Below are 15303 nucleotides of genomic sequence, written 5' to 3'. Positions count from 1 at the left end.
AGAATATTATTCTCCTTTTGTTAAAGTTATTAACTAGTTAACATATTTTTATCTTGTTCCGATAGAAGCTCCCTCTTCAATTCACCTAAAAGTGTAATAGCACCAGCATATATTCGGGAGATGTATTTCGGTTGGCATCAACTAACATGTTTGCTACTATAGCCTACTTTTTCTTAATATAAATTTTTAAAACGTGCTTCAATTTTATCTGGCGTCATTACTCCACCACCAATAGGAATAATTTGATTATCCTTTTGTAAAAGTAAAGAAGGATAACTATTAACACCAAGCTGTCGAACCTTATTGAAATCATTTTGGACATCTACAATGGTTTCTTGCGCATTTAAACGCTCTAATACTTGTTCAGGGTCCAAACCATGCTCAATTGCAATCTTACGATATGTCTCAGGATCACTTAGGCTTTGTCCATCATAATAAAACGCTTTTTGCATAGCCGACGTGAATTCTAACAAACGGTCTGGCGCTAATGAACGTAAAGCTGAAAAGCCAATTGCAGCATCTTTCGAATTCATTTTAAAAGTCCCTTCTTCCACCAATTTTTGATAGGAAGGACCAAATTCTGCACCTGTAAGTTGATTAATTCTTTTATTTCCCTCTTCTATATATGAGAAATTTTTTATTGGTAGATCATCTAAAAATAATCCTCCACATAAAACTGTTAACGGCATTTCAGTGTGTTCTTTGTAAAATCCTTTAATACTTTCTGAAAAACCATAGCACCATCCACAATATGCGTCCCACACGTATATAAGGTTATCTTGTTTTTTCTCCATTTAAATCTCCTACCTTTATTTTTATTAGCTAGTCCAGCTATCACTTAAAAATTCCTAGCTAGCTTTTTGGTTTGTAAAATTGTATCTTTTTTAGAAACCTTATTATTTTCCCCAAAAACTAATCTTTCCAAAAAAAAAATCAACTAAATTTATTCATAAAAGATAACTCTGCACGTTATGGCTCTAAAGCAGAAAACACTACCGATTAGAATATGCATAGTTGTTAATATAGTAGTAACTTCCTGTACTGGACGACAACGTATAGACCGCTATCCTCAATTACATATATAAATCTTTTTTCTTAAAACAGGACTTTTTTGTAACTAAATAAGTTACATATCATGTAACCATATTAGTTACAACATAATCGAAAGTCAATTCTTTTTTACAAAAAATATTAAATTTCTACTTTAACGTTTCCACAATTATGGGATTAAAATAAATCTCCTTTACCCTAAATGTCTATTGTTTAAGATAATGAATTCTAAAAACATCTTCTTATTTCTCTTTAAATGGAACAAACTTGCTACTTAGATTGTCTATTAATTATACGTATAAAACAGGTGTTTATGATAAGAGTGATGCAAGAAGAGTGTTACCCTATACACTCTTTAATTGTATTGATATTTAGAACACCTAGACAAAAACCATTTAATTTTGAAAGAGGTTGAAAATTTATGATAGTCTTAAACAAGTTTTTTAACATGTTACCTTACAAAAAGATTGTACCTGTATTATTTCTTTCATGCGCAACGCTTATAGGCTGTTCCAATATTAATACTCAATCTGAACCACCTAAACAAGCCAAACAAGAAAATACAGTTAATCATTCTTTTGCTAAGCTTGAAAAAGAATTTGATGCTAAACTCGGTATTTATGCCTTGGACACTGATACAAATCAAACCGTTACTTATCAATCAGATGAACGGTTTGCATACGCATCTACCCACAAAGCTCTAGCTGTGGGAGTACTTTTAAAAAAGAAATCAATGGAAGATCTAAATCAAAGAATTCTGTATACTCGTGAAGATCTTGTTAATTACAATCCAATTACGGAAAAGTATGTTGATAAAGGTATGACTCTGAAAGAGCTTGCAGATGCTTCCCTTCGATATAGTGATAATACTGCACAAAATCTTATTCTTAAACAATTAGGTGGGCCAAGTGAATTCAAAAAATCACTGATAGAAATAGGAGATACTGTTACAAACCCTGAACGTTTTGAACCAGAATTAAACGAAGTGCATCCAGGAGAGACTCATGATACTAGTACCCCAAAGGCATTAGCTACTAGTCTTCAGGCTTTCGCGCTAGGAGATGTACTTTCAACTGAGAAACGGGATTTATTAAAAGATTGGATGAAAAGGAATACTACGGGAGACAACTTAATTCGTGCTGGAGTTCCAGGAGAATGGGAAGTAGCTGATAAGACTGGCTCAGGATCTTATGGAACCCGAAATGATATTGCAATTATTTGGCCACCAAATAAAAAGCCAATTGTTCTTGCAATACTTTCTAATCATGACAAAGAGGATGCTAAATACGATGATAAACTTATTGCAGAAGCAACCAAAATAGTGTTAGATGCTTTAAAAACTCCAAATAAACAATAATAGTAGTAAGTCATCAGAATTTTTCTATTTTCCGTCACAATACTGTGACGGTCTTTTTGTGTATTTTACAAGAAATCTACCATTATCACTATAAATTCACCTCCATTTCGAACATAACTTTTAGTTTTTCCTTTTATTGGTACCCAAGAGGATTCCATACTTAGAAATCTCCCACATAACGACCCTACAGCCTATAAGAAATAAAAGTAGTTTAATTCTCAAACATGGATTGTGGAACAACTTTTTTTCCTACTACTTTAAATTCAATTTCCCCTTTTTCTCCATACATTAGTTCTATAATTGGAATAGTTACCATTAATTTTTCCTTCTTTTTTCTTTCTGTCTCTAAATCAATTATTTTCATGTCACAAACCCCTTTATTTATTATAAACAAGGAGAAAGCACTCATTTGAGTGCTTTCTCCTTGTTTATAAATGGACCTTGTAGGACTCGAACCTACGACCGAACGGTTATGAGCCGTTTGCTCTAACCAGCTGAGCTAAAGGTCCAAAGCATAAAATTCACTTCATAAGACGTATTCACATATATCATTTTACCATATAATGTATGAATTCACTTTACATTTTATTTAATATGCATATTTACATCATGTTAAAAGTGTTTATATTCTGCACTCCTTATCCTTTGTAATTATTACTATCTTTTAATACCTTTACAGGGGTTTGGTTAACAGTAAAAAAATCGATATATCAATCATATTAAAAATAATATAATTACAACAATTAATTGTTTATATTTTCAAATACCCTTATACTATATTGTTTAATATCAGAAATAGTAACTAAATTATATGCCTGTTTCATTGTATTAAAACAATTATCTATCTCCTCTTTTTCTAAAATAGGTTTACACAAATTATTATCTTCTAATTCTAGATCAGCTACTGCCCATGGTAAGTCAAATAGAATCATTTTCTCTAAACTCTTCCCACTATAACACCCTAAAGTGTTAACTACACAATCTAATAGTTCCTTTTCTATTTGAGTTAACTGATTTGCACTATCATCATTAACTTCAAGATTGTCGTACTGATATCCTTTGTATTTATCCAAAATAACTCGATATACCGGGCCGTTACTTCCTACTTCACAATCATTTTCAAATAAATATGTTCCAGTAAACACCCTACAAAATCCTTGCGCGTAGTATAAAAGTTTTTGAAGGGCTAAAGGAGTAATATCATCATTTTTATATAGCAAATAATTAGTAACTGTCTCAATTTTTGTAGTCTGTGTAGAAGTAAATTCTTCATTTTCCTGCAGCTTTACAATTGCCTCTTTAGAAACCCTATATGCTTTTTGAGTAATTAAATCCTTATTTCTATCCAGAATATCTAGCATAAAAGTTTGATCCCTACTTAATCTTTTCAATATATCCGAGTACTGCTTTGTCGGAATATCCCCATTTACATACCTTGTTAAGGTAACTTCACCCCAACCTAAGAGTAAAGATAATGGACGTTTTCCAATCTTATATTTTTCTAAAATCCCTCTTATCTCAGAGATAGTAACTAACTGCTCCTGTTGCCTATATGTATGATCTAATTGTTCTAAATTATAATCATGAATGTCAGGAACAAATATTTCAGATTTACACTCTTCGCATTTTGCTTCTTTACCCACGTAATGATATTGCTTCCCTCTAATGACTGTCATTTTTGGAACATCTTTAGTAGAATACTTCACCATAACTCGACAACACTCACATAAAACTAACATAAAAATCCTCCCTCATTATAGAACCATAAGTCACTTATCTTTATCTAAAAAGATAAGTGACTGGTTTATTCCTTTTATGAAAAGAAACAACAATCATGTATTTGTTCTTGTCCTTATTTTCAATTAGATTCGTCTTAACATATATGTCTACCGACTTATTTTGTCCCCAATTATCTAGCTCATATTGTGGACTAAAGATATACAATTTTTCATAAGAAAAATTTGGATTTTTATTATCAACTGCATAACAAAAATCATGTACTCCTATATTAAGAAGAATCTCTTTCACTTTACTCACATTAATCTTATAAGCCTCTAAAAATTCAATATTCTCTTTCCTTTTTTCACTTCGAGAAATCGTAAATCAATTATTTTTAATTAATTTTTTAAGCTCAGTTATGTACTGCTCAATCTCACCAATTGTAAAATTAGTGTGCTTTTTTGTCTCCTTATTTTGTAAGCTAATGCGCATTAAAGTTCTTTCCCCTTTCAAATCATACCTCATATTTACCTGAACAACAACAAAAAACGTATCAATTGATACGTTTTTTGTTGATTAACAGTAGACTTCCATTCTCTCCTCTTATAATCAGAGCCTTTATGTCATCTACGAAACTTCTATATGATTGTTTTGCTGTAATTTAATTCGTAAATTAATTACGTATCTACTTTAGAATCACAGCTTCATTAAACTTCTGATGAATACAATCTTTATTTAACATAAAGCATGTTTCTCTTGTATCATCAAAAAATCTCTCATCGCCCCCTGTACCACTTCCTTTTGTTGAAACAACCAATTTAAGTTCCTTTCCTAAATCATGTGAAACTTTTGGAAGTATACGAATGTCCCCTGTTTCAATTGTCTCCTTTATCATGTTATAAGTTTTCTCAAACTCATCTACTTCTTCAGGAGTAAATGTAACCTTAAAAATTTTATCCAGAATCCTTTGGCCATTACCTAGCTTCTTACCATCTTTCTCTCCTAGATAATCTACATATATGAAAGTTACTTCTTCAAAGAATGTTTTCCAGGAAGACTCTTCCCAAGAAGTTTCAAAATCTGCAAGTTGCAAGGTTCTGAACGTTGCTTTTTCTATAGGACTGTTATCCTCTCGAATTGGTATATTTTTAATTAGAAAATTAGATTTACTGAATACCTCATGCTTCTCTGGTAATTCCTTATCTGTACCTATTATCCTATTAGATACCATTTTACTAATACTGTTAGGTATTTTTTTAGCTGGATCACGCTTCTCAAAAAGATTTAATATATCTAATTGATTCATCCCCTTATACGGTTTTAGTTGATTCCAAATGTATCCTTCAGGTGTGACAAATACATTAGATTTTTCACCTCTATCCGTTCTTTCTACATGACTTCTCAAAACACCACGAAAGAAAGAGTTTTTTAAGGAAAATGCTCTTGTAGGTGCAGAGATTTCCGAATTAGGCTGTTTGGCTTTTTGTCCTTTCTGTCCTTTTGTGGCTGCCCCTAAAATAACAGTATCACCCTAGGACAATTTATGAGCAAATCCTTCTAGCACTTTTTGCTTTATTGTATAAAAATCATTTCTGATTATTGCTTCATCTTGCGACATATCATAGAGTTGAAAATCTCGAATTATAAAATCTCCATACGGAACACCTTTCATATATTCGTACCAAATAATTAGCAACTTTTTGTTCTTAGAAACAACTTTGCTAAACTCATATTCTTCATGAATAATATTTTTATAGTTAATCAAGCTTAAAGAAATTCTTTCCTTTGCCGACCATGATCCATTTCGAAGTTTATTAAAACCAGACACCTTCAACTCAATTCCTAATTCTCCAAAGTCTGCCTCAGGACAATTATTTAATTCATACTCGTAAAATCCTGTCTCAACAACCTTACCCAATATTCCTTTATCGTTACTATTTCCTTGTAAAATTCCTTTTGTATCAATTTCTTTAAAACTCTTCCCAATAATTCCTTCCGTAAATGCTACTAGTTCTTCCTCTGTTTTAAATTTCATACTCATCCCCACCTATTTTTCATTATTATTTAGTTACTAAAACTGAACAATTAACTATTCATACATTAAATTTAAAAAACTACATACCCCTACAAAACAATTACTCGTAATTGTTCTCCTCCTATATAAACTTCCTTTTTTAATCTGTTATTGTATACAGAAATACTTTTTCATACTTGTTTCACCCAAAACAAAAAGGGCTTCCTCAAGTCGATTAATTGTGTATAGCAAAATAAGCTATTTACACTAATCGGCTCAAAGAAGCCCTTTCAAAATTAAAGTAAGAACAAAACTTACTTCTACAACTCAACCACTACACATCAGGTGTGGGAATAAACGGAATCAAATAAACTAACAATATACCTATATATTATAAAAGACACATGTTTATATCAAGATATTTTTTGAAAATATAACACTATAATTATTCCTTCTACAGTTCGTTATATTTTTTATTCGTTCCAAATGCTTTATCTACTGGATATTTCTCAGCATTTTTTATAAGTTTAGATTGTACTGCCTCTTCTAAATCTATATTTAACTGGTCACTTAGCAGAAGCAAGTAAATCATTACATCAGCTATTTCTTCTTTCATTTCCTGCATTTTAGTTTCCGTTGCTTCTTGACTGGACTTCCATTGAAAAGTCTCAAGCAATTCCGCAGCTTCTAAATTCAATGAAATGGCTAAATCCTTTGCATTATGAAATTGTCCCCAATTTCTCTCATCTCGAAATTTTATTACTTCCTTCTTTAAATCTTCCATTACTATTAATCTCCTCTCTATTTCTTACTATCTTTTCAAACTAGAACACACTATAGGTAGATTCCCTACTAATTAACCTTAACCCAGATATAATCATCCTCATATTTGACATTTAATTTTGAGCGGAGCCCTTTCATATATGTTTTTAATTGTTTTGTAAAATTCTCATCCCCGACTTGATCATATCTTTCTACATCTAAATACATCTTGAATATATTTCCTTTCGTTAACTCAAATTCCCATTTTAGAAAGTTATGTAGCATACTTTCCTTACTCAAGTATTCATTAACTTCCATATATTCTAGCAGCTCATATAAATTATAATACAATAAGCTACTCGGCCTAGGCATTTCACATTTCGGGCAATATTCTCTATATCTATCTTGCAGTTGCGTAATTATTTCTGTTCCACATTGATTATAATTATACATGTAGCAATCTCCTTTAATGGATAACTCAATTGGTCTCTCCTATATTTTTTACTCTCCTAAAATTACATATTATACTATCAGGTTTTTACATATTATTCCCATCCTACTTAAATTAAGCACTAAAAAACCTTCCATTAAGGAAGGTTTTTTAGTCTATATATCTATTTGACAGTAACCTAATAATTAATATTGTTTTAAGAAAGTTCCTCATAGCTTATTAATCAAAATGAAAGCTATCATCCTATTATTAATCTATAGATTCAAATTCAGAGAATAAGCAATTAAATAAAGTAACCTTATTACAAGAAATATATTCTGTTTCTATACCTTCTAATGTAGTATTTAATAACTCTTTAGAGATATAACTAAACCCTTTTTTATCCATGAAAATTTTAGCCTCTTCTAGAAGTTTAACGTATTGTCCACTATCACTTATATTATTGAAATTCCATTCGTCTGTTTCTTTAATATAGCTAGTTTCCTCTAACATACAGTAATAATAATTTCCCAGTAAACTAATAAATATCCTTAAATCCACTCTTTTTCCGCCTAATAATTTAATTAACTCAATATCATCATCTAAAATTTTCTGATTACTGTGAGCTAAAACCTTATACTCTAAACACTGGCTATTAGGTAAATCCGTCCAATTAACAACTGCATTATTAGAGTATAATTTTTGAAACTCGGTATACCAAATTTTATCTATATTATCTTCTTGACTATTTTGCTTTAAAGAAAGTAACCTCTCATTTGGCTTCAAAATTTTTACTGATGATTTATCCGTAGGTCTTTCATAAGAAAAAAATGAATCTACTGTATTTAAAATATCACTTTTAGTAATTATACTCATTTTCTATTATCACCCTTGTTAAACCTCTTATCTGTTAGTAATTTTTTTGCCTTTTTCGCATCTTTATTTCCTTTTTTAGCTAAATCTTCAATCTCCTTCACAGTTTTATTTTTCATCGATCCTGGAAATTCCTTATTAATAGCACCTTTTTTATATTTACCAATGACATCTTGTGCTTTCATTCCAGAAATACCAACAGCAGATCCAATTGTAACTAATTTACCTGCTTTCCATACCTTATGAACTACTTGTGCGCCTCTAGCACCCCAAATAATCACAGGAATGGCTAATGGGAATGCAAATCGTTCTACTTGATTAAATTCTGCCACTTCAATTTTACTATCTTCTACTGTTTCTACACTAATAACCGGTACATTATCTAATTCATGAGTCGCTGCTTGCGTACTCATAGTAAATGATGTAGTTAATAGAGAAAATGCTGAAATACCTAATAATGATTTTGCTAATAACCTTTTCATAACAACCTCCAAATATTCCTGTATTTACCTTACATGTAAATTTTACGATTTATTAGGAAGTGACTTCAAGTCTGTTTATTACTAAAATAATTTGTTATAATTCTTATAAGAAAACTCAGTTAATACAGTAGGTTTATTATTTATAAAGAAAATAGTAAACCTACTCCACATCTTCCTATGAATTAGCTAAATTCCATCAATATAGGTAACCAAAAAAATATTTAATAACATAAACATAATTATAAGCTCTATTGAAAACAAATTAGTAGATCTTATTTCATTACACTCCTTTGAAAGGTACAGAAATTCTATGAACAATATTTTCTTATTTACACAGTAATCCTCACAAAATAAAATTATTATATATATAAAGTTCCCTGCTTAATAACAGGTAACTTTTTTGCTTTTTATTAACCTACAAGCCCAAAATTCCAACAATCTGACGAGCCTTAGCATTATCTATATAATAATGCATCTCTAATCCCTTTCTTTCTGCACGAAGTACAGTTCCCCTTAATTTTGATAGATGCTGTGAAACAGTAGATTGTGGGAGTCTTAGTATTTCCGTTAACTGCGTAACATTACACATTTTATGGTGCATTAATTCATTTACAATTTGTAATCGCACCGGATGTGCCATTACTTTTAAAACATCTACGTCTTCTTCGCGGATTTCAGCTAAATCTCTATCAGATACTACTGTTTTCATTTCGCATTCTCCTTTATTATTAATTTCTACTTTTCTTATTATCCTTATAAATAGTACTTATAGATAATAACCATTTGTCCTGTTGAGAAAATATATTCTCTTCTTAAAACAAAAGGGCTCCTATCCTGAAAACAGTTTTTTACATAACTTCGAACTATGATTAACACGCTTTGCTAAGCAAAATTACTTCTCCTATCCTTTGTTTAAAGCAAATAAAACATTCTGCTTTTACCTTCCATTCTTGCAAAATCTATAAGCTGCATCACTCCATCTCACACTCTACAAAATAGTAATTTTATTTCTCAATATAAATAATTGGAACTAGAATCCCAATAATGGTAATATAAAGTTACCTTCAGTTGTCAATTGTTTCCCTTTTTGAAAGGCCCTGTCTCTAATGACAAGGCCTTTTAAATTTTTTAGTTAATCTCAATAATATGTATTCCTCTTTTAATGTATTAAATCTCTTTTACACTCATCCATTTAGAGTTGCTAAATTAACAAATGTCTATTAAAAATTTATTAGAACCTCATACTACCATCATTATCCAGAACCAAAATAATTCGAACGATTAAAATACGTTTTATCACTTTTACTTATCCCAATTATCTTATCACCTAATTTTAAATGTATAATCTCAAAATAATTATTAGAAACCCCTCTTATAAGAGGGATTATTTTTCTATCAAATTTGGCTCACGAATGCTAATTTATCCCCATTTAAATCTCTTTTATAGTAAAAATTGATCTTATGCACAATCTAATTAATAAACTGTGGTATGACGGGTATAGAAATAAAGTTTATTTTTAAATAAAAAGAAGAGTTAATTTTTGATTAACTCTTCTTTTTTGCAATTTCTCGCTCGTTATTAGCAATTAATTTACGAAATTGCTCTTCTCTATTTTCTTTTATAAACTTCATCATTTCTATTAGCCCTACTCAAATTAGCTCCTAGACGTTACATTTTTCATACAGTACTAATTCACAACAGTGTTATATGAATCAACTCTACGTTTTTTCATAATTTATTAAAAATCTACGCTACATAGTGAATATTTGTTTCAATCCAATTACTTGCCTCTTCAATCAAAATAATAACTTCTTTTATCAGTGTAAGCCCTTGGAAAATCTTAATTATTCACCAATATAAATGTACCAGCTCTTATAATTAGCCATTTGTCCCATTTTTATTTTATGTCTGCCTTTATCAAATGCATATTCCACATTTACATTTTTGACCAATCTATCAATCTCTTTATCTAGATTTAAATCAGGGTATATCATAGTAACCCATCTTTTCGTCAACTCAATAGATGGGTTATGATTTTCGAAGCTAATAGTAAAATTATTACCGCCCTTTTCATTAATACTCAATGGTCCATACCAATCTTTATTTTCTTTTGCCATTTTAGATGAAGCTAAATATATTACAGCACTTGTTTCCCAATACTTTATATCTAGATTATACTTCTCATTTATCTCTTTAATGAGATTCTGCGCCTCTTTAGATATAGATTTACTATACACAGGAACAATATCCACTAACGATTTATCAAAAGTGAAATCATCTGTCACCATGGATTTCGGTATCCCCAAAGGCATTACTTCAGGTTGCCCTGGCTTCTCTAACTTACGCATTGCATTATATAGAAACTGTGCATATTGCTCACGAGTTACTACTTTTTTAGGCTCAAATAAATTGTCACCTGTGCCCACAGCAATTTTGTTCTCTTGTAGGGCACTAATCGCCTCAGTAGCCCAATAATTTTTTTCCACATCATTAAAAGTAGTTATAGATTGTTGCTTTAAATTAAATGTTTTTTGTAAAATTGCCGCTAATTGTTCACGAGTTAATACATCATTTGGTCCAAATTCATTATCCCCATATCCATTCATAAGACCCGAACTGACAACAGCATAAATTTCTTTTTCAAACATAGTACCTTTTACATCTTTAAATTGATCTTCAAACCTATCACCTACAAGTAATGGCTGTAGATACACATATAGCAGACGAGCTGCTTGTCCTCGCGTAATATTATCGCCTAATCCAAACATTCCATTTCCATAGCCAGCTATCATTTTTTTATCTTTTAGATGCATAATTGCATCATAAGACCAGTGATTTGCAGGAACATCTTTAAACGTTGTGTCTGCTTGTACATTCGTTAACGATGTTAATGTCGTCGTAGCAAGTGTAGCTCCTATTAAAAGCATTTTTGTTAGTTTCATACTGTAATCCCCTTATTTCTATAACTTATTATTACAAATAATTTCATTTGTCTTATATAATTCATTTCCTAGCATATTAATATTAACATAAAATACATTAATTGTTATATATCGATATTTAATTAAATATTTCCCTTATACATTAATAATCTCTGTTCTACTTTCGGAATTCCCCTGAACATGTATGTAAAAGATATGTTGATAGTAAATAAAAAATTTGATAATAATCAATCATCTGTAATCCCCCTCCATACAAAAAATAAGAAGCCTCTTTTTGAGAGACTTCTTATTTTTAATACAAACGACATACATAGGCTAAATATACACAATAAGATTATGATGCTGAACCTTATTGCATCTTTATTATAGCATGTAATCCTTTGTTTTTAATTAATAATTCCATTTTATACAACTTTATCAATATTTGAGTGTTTGTTTACATGCAATGCACAATAAAAAACAACAAAATATTCACTTATAGAACCAACGTATGTAAAAATCAGCTACCATACCATTCATAGTTTTGAAAAGTTGTTCTCTCCTTCTTTAAAAATACTTTAAACTTCGGATAGATTACCTTATATCGACATCTTATGTATGCAGAATTACATATCAAATCTCATTGAAAATCATTCTCATTGTAACTATAATGGTTTCAAGAAGTGATATTTTCACTTCGTTTTCAAATCTCACAATATATTAAAGGAGGCATTAGCATTATGAAAAAAGTTATTTTAGCAGGGGCATTAGGAATTGCAGTACTATCAGGTATGAACTTACCAGGAATAGAGGCACCAAAAGCGAGTGCGGCAACTACGAATTTAGAAATTCAAGAAGTGACAAAATATTACTCTATGAGTTCCTATGAAGTTTCTCAAAAAGAATCATTTAATCTTAATAAAGGGGAAGAACTTACGGTCTTTGTACAAAATTCCGGGTTCCCAATTTCTTATACAGTCTTTGATGCGGATGATCAAGTAATTGGCACATACAATGCTAATTCACCATACGGTCGCGTATTCAAAGCACAAAAAGACGGTAATATTTCTGTTCAATTTCAAGCAGGAGTAAATTCTTCTTACATGAAGAAGATGAATTTCACAGCCAAATTTGCAGTGTCTAAATTTAACTAGCAATAAAAATTTTCACTATCCTCATTTAAAGGCAAATTAAAAAGGTATATCCCTTCTATGGGATATACCTTTAACTTTAGTGAATTTTATATTGACCAGATAACTGCTCTTGCGCCATACGAACTAAACGTTTTGTAATTTCTCCACCTACTGAACCATTTGCTCTTGCTGTTGAATCCGGTCCAAGAGTAACACCAAACTCCTGTGCAATTTCATATTTCATTTGTTCAATTGCACTTGCTGCAGCTGCTATTAAGATTTCGTTTGAATTATTATTTTCGTGAATTTGCATTTTTTACACACCTCCGTTGAATTTGGTAATATCATGCTCTATTTCCAACAAAATATGCATAAAAAATTATTCGTTTAGCCATTTTTCATATATACCTAAGCTTTCATCCCTTAGGTGGGAATAAATAAAGGTATAGGTCATACCTATACCTACACTTTCTCCTATCCTACTTACTTTTGAATTCCCCTATTAACTCCTGTAACTCTTGGGAAAGCCATTTTAAAGAATTTGCCAACTCTGCAATATCTTGTACATACAGTTCTTGCTCTTTCATAATTATCTCTACATTACTGCTATTCACATATGTATTTGTAATGTATGATAATTCATTTACAATCTGAACAATAGTTTGATTATCTTTTAAAATGTCACTTGAATTATTCGAAGTCTCTTTAATTTGATTTGTAACAGATTGTGCAGATTCTGAAATCTTTTCAAAGAAAGCACCACTACTTTGAACAAGTGTTATTCCTGATTCTACTTCCTTTGAACTCTTCTGTATGGATCTTACAGCCTCATCTGCTTCAGCTTGGGTTTCATCAATTAATTTAGCTATATCCCTTGCAGATGCCTCGGTTCTTTCCGCTAATATACGTACCTCATCCGCAACAACTGAAAATCCTTTCCCCACCTCTCTAGCACATGAGGCTTCAGTAGAGGCCTTTACAGCTAATAAACTTGTTTGATTTGACATAGTTGTAATTACAGTAAGAATTTCACTAATTTCCTTAGATCGTGCTTCTAATGCATACATACTAGAAGATACATCTTGAACTGTATCTTGGTTTCTTTTCATTTGATTCACAATTTGCTTAATCAAATCTTTTCCTTCTCCAGAATGCTGTTCCATGTCTTCCGAAGTATTCCTAACTTGTTCTGCAGCTCTTGTAATTTCTTTCAGCTTACTTTCCATTTCTTGAACAATTCCTAAACATTTTTGCACTACATATTCATGAGAATGTGCTCCTAAATTTAATCCTGTAATAGCACTTGCAATTCCTTTAAAGGCTATGCTATTCTCTTTTATACTTACCGACAATTCCTGTGAAGATATCGAAACCTGTTCAGCAGTTTGCCTTACTTTATCTATAATCCTATTAAACCTTTTAATAGTGTTATTAAAATAGATATTAGTTATCCCTATATCATCAGACCTTTCATTCAATTTAATACTTAAATCCCCTTCACCAACTTTACGTAACCCTTCTTGTAAATCCTTTAAAGGCGATAGAGAGTTTCGTGAAATGAATATTTGAATTGTAATTGCGATTGTTAATGAAATGATTATAAATAGTAAACCGTGCACTATAAATTCTTTCTTTGTAAGAGGAATAATAGATGCGTCCAAATCTGCTGCAACAATTGCAATTATATTATTATCTTCATCTTTAATTGGCTCTAAAATTGTTACCCATGTACCTAGTACATCTTCATACACTTCTGTCATTTGTGCCTGTTTCGTTTTCATTACTTGGTCGTATGTCTTCTTCCAATGAGTAGGATGCTCATAATAGTCACCTGTTTTTACAGAACCTAGTTTTACAGAAACCGTATCTGCTAATTCTGTATCCAAGGCTACTAATTGTAATTGAGCTTTATCATTTAGCTTGGCTCCTGTAACATATGTTTGTCCGACACTTTTCATATCTTTTATGGCTTTATCTAATTGATCTGTCAATTTTTCTTTCTTCACTCTTTGTGCTGTGGGTTCTTTTGCTACATCTCTTACTATTTCTAGATCTAATTGATTTATTATTGTATCTCCTGTTTCAAAAGACTGCCTTTCAAATATAAACATCATACTATTTTGAAACATGTTAAAACTTAACGCCCCCATACTTCCCACAAGCGTCAGAATTACTAATACCGTTAGTAATACATTTTTCTGAAGCAACGATAACTTATGCCAATATTTTTTCATTAATTTCACCTTTCTTATTTTCAACAATACAAAAACAAAGTAGTAACTTATTAAAAGGTTCTATTTCTGTTATTAACTTAAACATGAAAATAGCATACTAGTCATTTAATCAAACGTTCCAATTTTTTTGTTTGATAGAGTTTTTTTCCTTTTATACTGATAGTTTCACTATAATTAAAGCAATAATTTAACGAATCTAAGCATTTGTGTATACAAATACCAAAGCATGATACCATTGTAATCAGCATTAAAATGCAGCTAATTTTTAACACTCTTTTATATAGCAGCACTAAAGAAATAATAGTTATAACACTTTTGAATAATAAT

Annotated in this window: 15 protein-coding genes, 1 tRNA gene and 1 pseudogene; 2 read left to right on the top strand and 15 right to left on the bottom strand. The window is 30.7% G+C overall.

Going from position 1 to position 15303, the window contains the following annotated elements; translation table 11 throughout:
- Positions 1 to 173 precede the first annotated feature (173 nt).
- Entirely contained in the window at positions 174 to 794 is a 621-nt protein-coding gene (locus tag NHG49_RS27865; RefSeq protein ID WP_064474270.1) for a DsbA family protein, read from the bottom strand.
- A gap of 677 nt (positions 795 to 1471) precedes the next feature.
- On the opposite strand from NHG49_RS27865, the gene bla reads away from it, so the two are divergent.
- Positions 1472 to 2407, top strand: a complete 936-nt coding sequence (bla, locus tag NHG49_RS27860; RefSeq protein ID WP_222661386.1) for a class A beta-lactamase — start codon at positions 1472 to 1474, stop codon at positions 2405 to 2407.
- A 211-nt stretch (positions 2408 to 2618) separates the two neighbouring features.
- Here the strand turns inward: bla and NHG49_RS27855 are convergent, their stop codons facing one another.
- From NHG49_RS27855 to NHG49_RS27805, 12 genes and pseudogenes are all read right to left on the bottom strand, one after another.
- Positions 2619 to 2771: a hypothetical protein gene (locus tag NHG49_RS27855; protein WP_154401050.1), complete on the bottom strand. Its 153-nt coding sequence runs from the start codon at positions 2769 to 2771 to the stop codon at positions 2619 to 2621.
- 71 nt (positions 2772 to 2842) lie between these two features.
- Positions 2843 to 2916: transfer RNA gene (locus tag NHG49_RS27850), tRNA-Ile, on the bottom strand.
- Between the two features lie 234 nt (positions 2917 to 3150).
- Positions 3151 to 4146 carry a type II toxin-antitoxin system antitoxin SocA domain-containing protein gene (locus NHG49_RS27845; RefSeq protein ID WP_222661388.1) on the bottom strand — a complete coding sequence of 332 codons (996 nt, stop codon included), beginning with the start codon at positions 4144 to 4146 and terminating at the stop codon, positions 3151 to 3153.
- Between the two features lie 40 nt (positions 4147 to 4186).
- Positions 4187 to 4618: pseudogene (locus tag NHG49_RS31535) on the bottom strand (hypothetical protein).
- A 193-nt stretch (positions 4619 to 4811) separates the two neighbouring features.
- Entirely contained in the window at positions 4812 to 5432 is a 621-nt protein-coding gene (locus tag NHG49_RS27840) for a PDDEXK family nuclease (RefSeq protein ID WP_258126929.1), read from the bottom strand.
- A 225-nt stretch (positions 5433 to 5657) separates the two neighbouring features.
- Positions 5658 to 6161: a MutH/Sau3AI family endonuclease gene (locus NHG49_RS27835; RefSeq protein WP_258126928.1), complete on the bottom strand. Its 504-nt coding sequence runs from the start codon at positions 6159 to 6161 to the stop codon at positions 5658 to 5660.
- Positions 6162 to 6594: 433 nt separating this feature from the next.
- On the bottom strand, positions 6595 to 6924 hold the full coding sequence (locus NHG49_RS27830; protein WP_258126927.1) for a nucleotide pyrophosphohydrolase: 330 nt from the start codon (positions 6922 to 6924) through the stop codon (positions 6595 to 6597).
- A 68-nt stretch (positions 6925 to 6992) separates the two neighbouring features.
- The gene (locus NHG49_RS27825) at positions 6993 to 7355 is read right to left on the bottom strand and encodes a hypothetical protein (RefSeq protein ID WP_222661393.1); all 363 of its coding nucleotides are present in this window, start codon (positions 7353 to 7355) and stop codon (positions 6993 to 6995) included.
- Positions 7356 to 7602: 247 nt separating this feature from the next.
- Positions 7603 to 8208 (bottom strand): hypothetical protein, encoded by a 606-nt coding sequence (locus tag NHG49_RS27820; protein WP_255299861.1) that lies wholly within the window; start codon positions 8206 to 8208, stop codon positions 7603 to 7605.
- Entirely contained in the window at positions 8205 to 8687 is a 483-nt protein-coding gene (locus NHG49_RS27815) for a hypothetical protein (RefSeq protein WP_222661395.1), read from the bottom strand. The genes NHG49_RS27820 and NHG49_RS27815 overlap by 4 nt, the downstream gene beginning before the upstream one ends.
- A 415-nt stretch (positions 8688 to 9102) precedes the next feature.
- A complete protein-coding gene (locus NHG49_RS27810) occupies positions 9103 to 9396 on the bottom strand; it encodes an ArsR/SmtB family transcription factor (RefSeq protein ID WP_064474267.1) in 294 nt (97 codons plus the stop codon).
- Positions 9397 to 10532: 1136 nt separating this feature from the next.
- Positions 10533 to 11630, bottom strand: coding sequence for an S-layer homology domain-containing protein (locus NHG49_RS27805; RefSeq protein WP_064474266.1), 1098 nt, complete (start codon positions 11628 to 11630; stop codon positions 10533 to 10535).
- 719 nt (positions 11631 to 12349) lie between these two features.
- On the opposite strand from NHG49_RS27805, the gene NHG49_RS27800 reads away from it, so the two are divergent.
- On the top strand, positions 12350 to 12763 hold the full coding sequence (locus NHG49_RS27800; protein WP_064474265.1) for a hypothetical protein: 414 nt from the start codon (positions 12350 to 12352) through the stop codon (positions 12761 to 12763).
- 76 nt (positions 12764 to 12839) lie between these two features.
- On the opposite strand, the gene NHG49_RS27795 is transcribed toward NHG49_RS27800, so the two are convergent.
- Positions 12840 to 13055 carry an alpha/beta-type small acid-soluble spore protein gene (locus tag NHG49_RS27795; protein WP_061667306.1) on the bottom strand — a complete coding sequence of 72 codons (216 nt, stop codon included), beginning with the start codon at positions 13053 to 13055 and terminating at the stop codon, positions 12840 to 12842.
- Between the two features lie 166 nt (positions 13056 to 13221).
- Positions 13222 to 14976 carry a methyl-accepting chemotaxis protein gene (locus NHG49_RS27790; RefSeq protein ID WP_222661397.1) on the bottom strand — a complete coding sequence of 585 codons (1755 nt, stop codon included), beginning with the start codon at positions 14974 to 14976 and terminating at the stop codon, positions 13222 to 13224.
- Positions 14977 to 15303: the final 327 nt, after the last annotated feature.

The sequence above is a fragment of the Bacillus sp. IBL03825 genome, from assembly GCF_024712505.1.
In the GTDB taxonomy this organism is placed as follows: domain Bacteria; phylum Bacillota; class Bacilli; order Bacillales; family Bacillaceae_G; genus Bacillus_A; species Bacillus_A wiedmannii.
The sequence above is the reverse complement of the archived record's forward strand: the minus strand, read 5'-3'. Positions and strand labels throughout refer to the sequence as shown.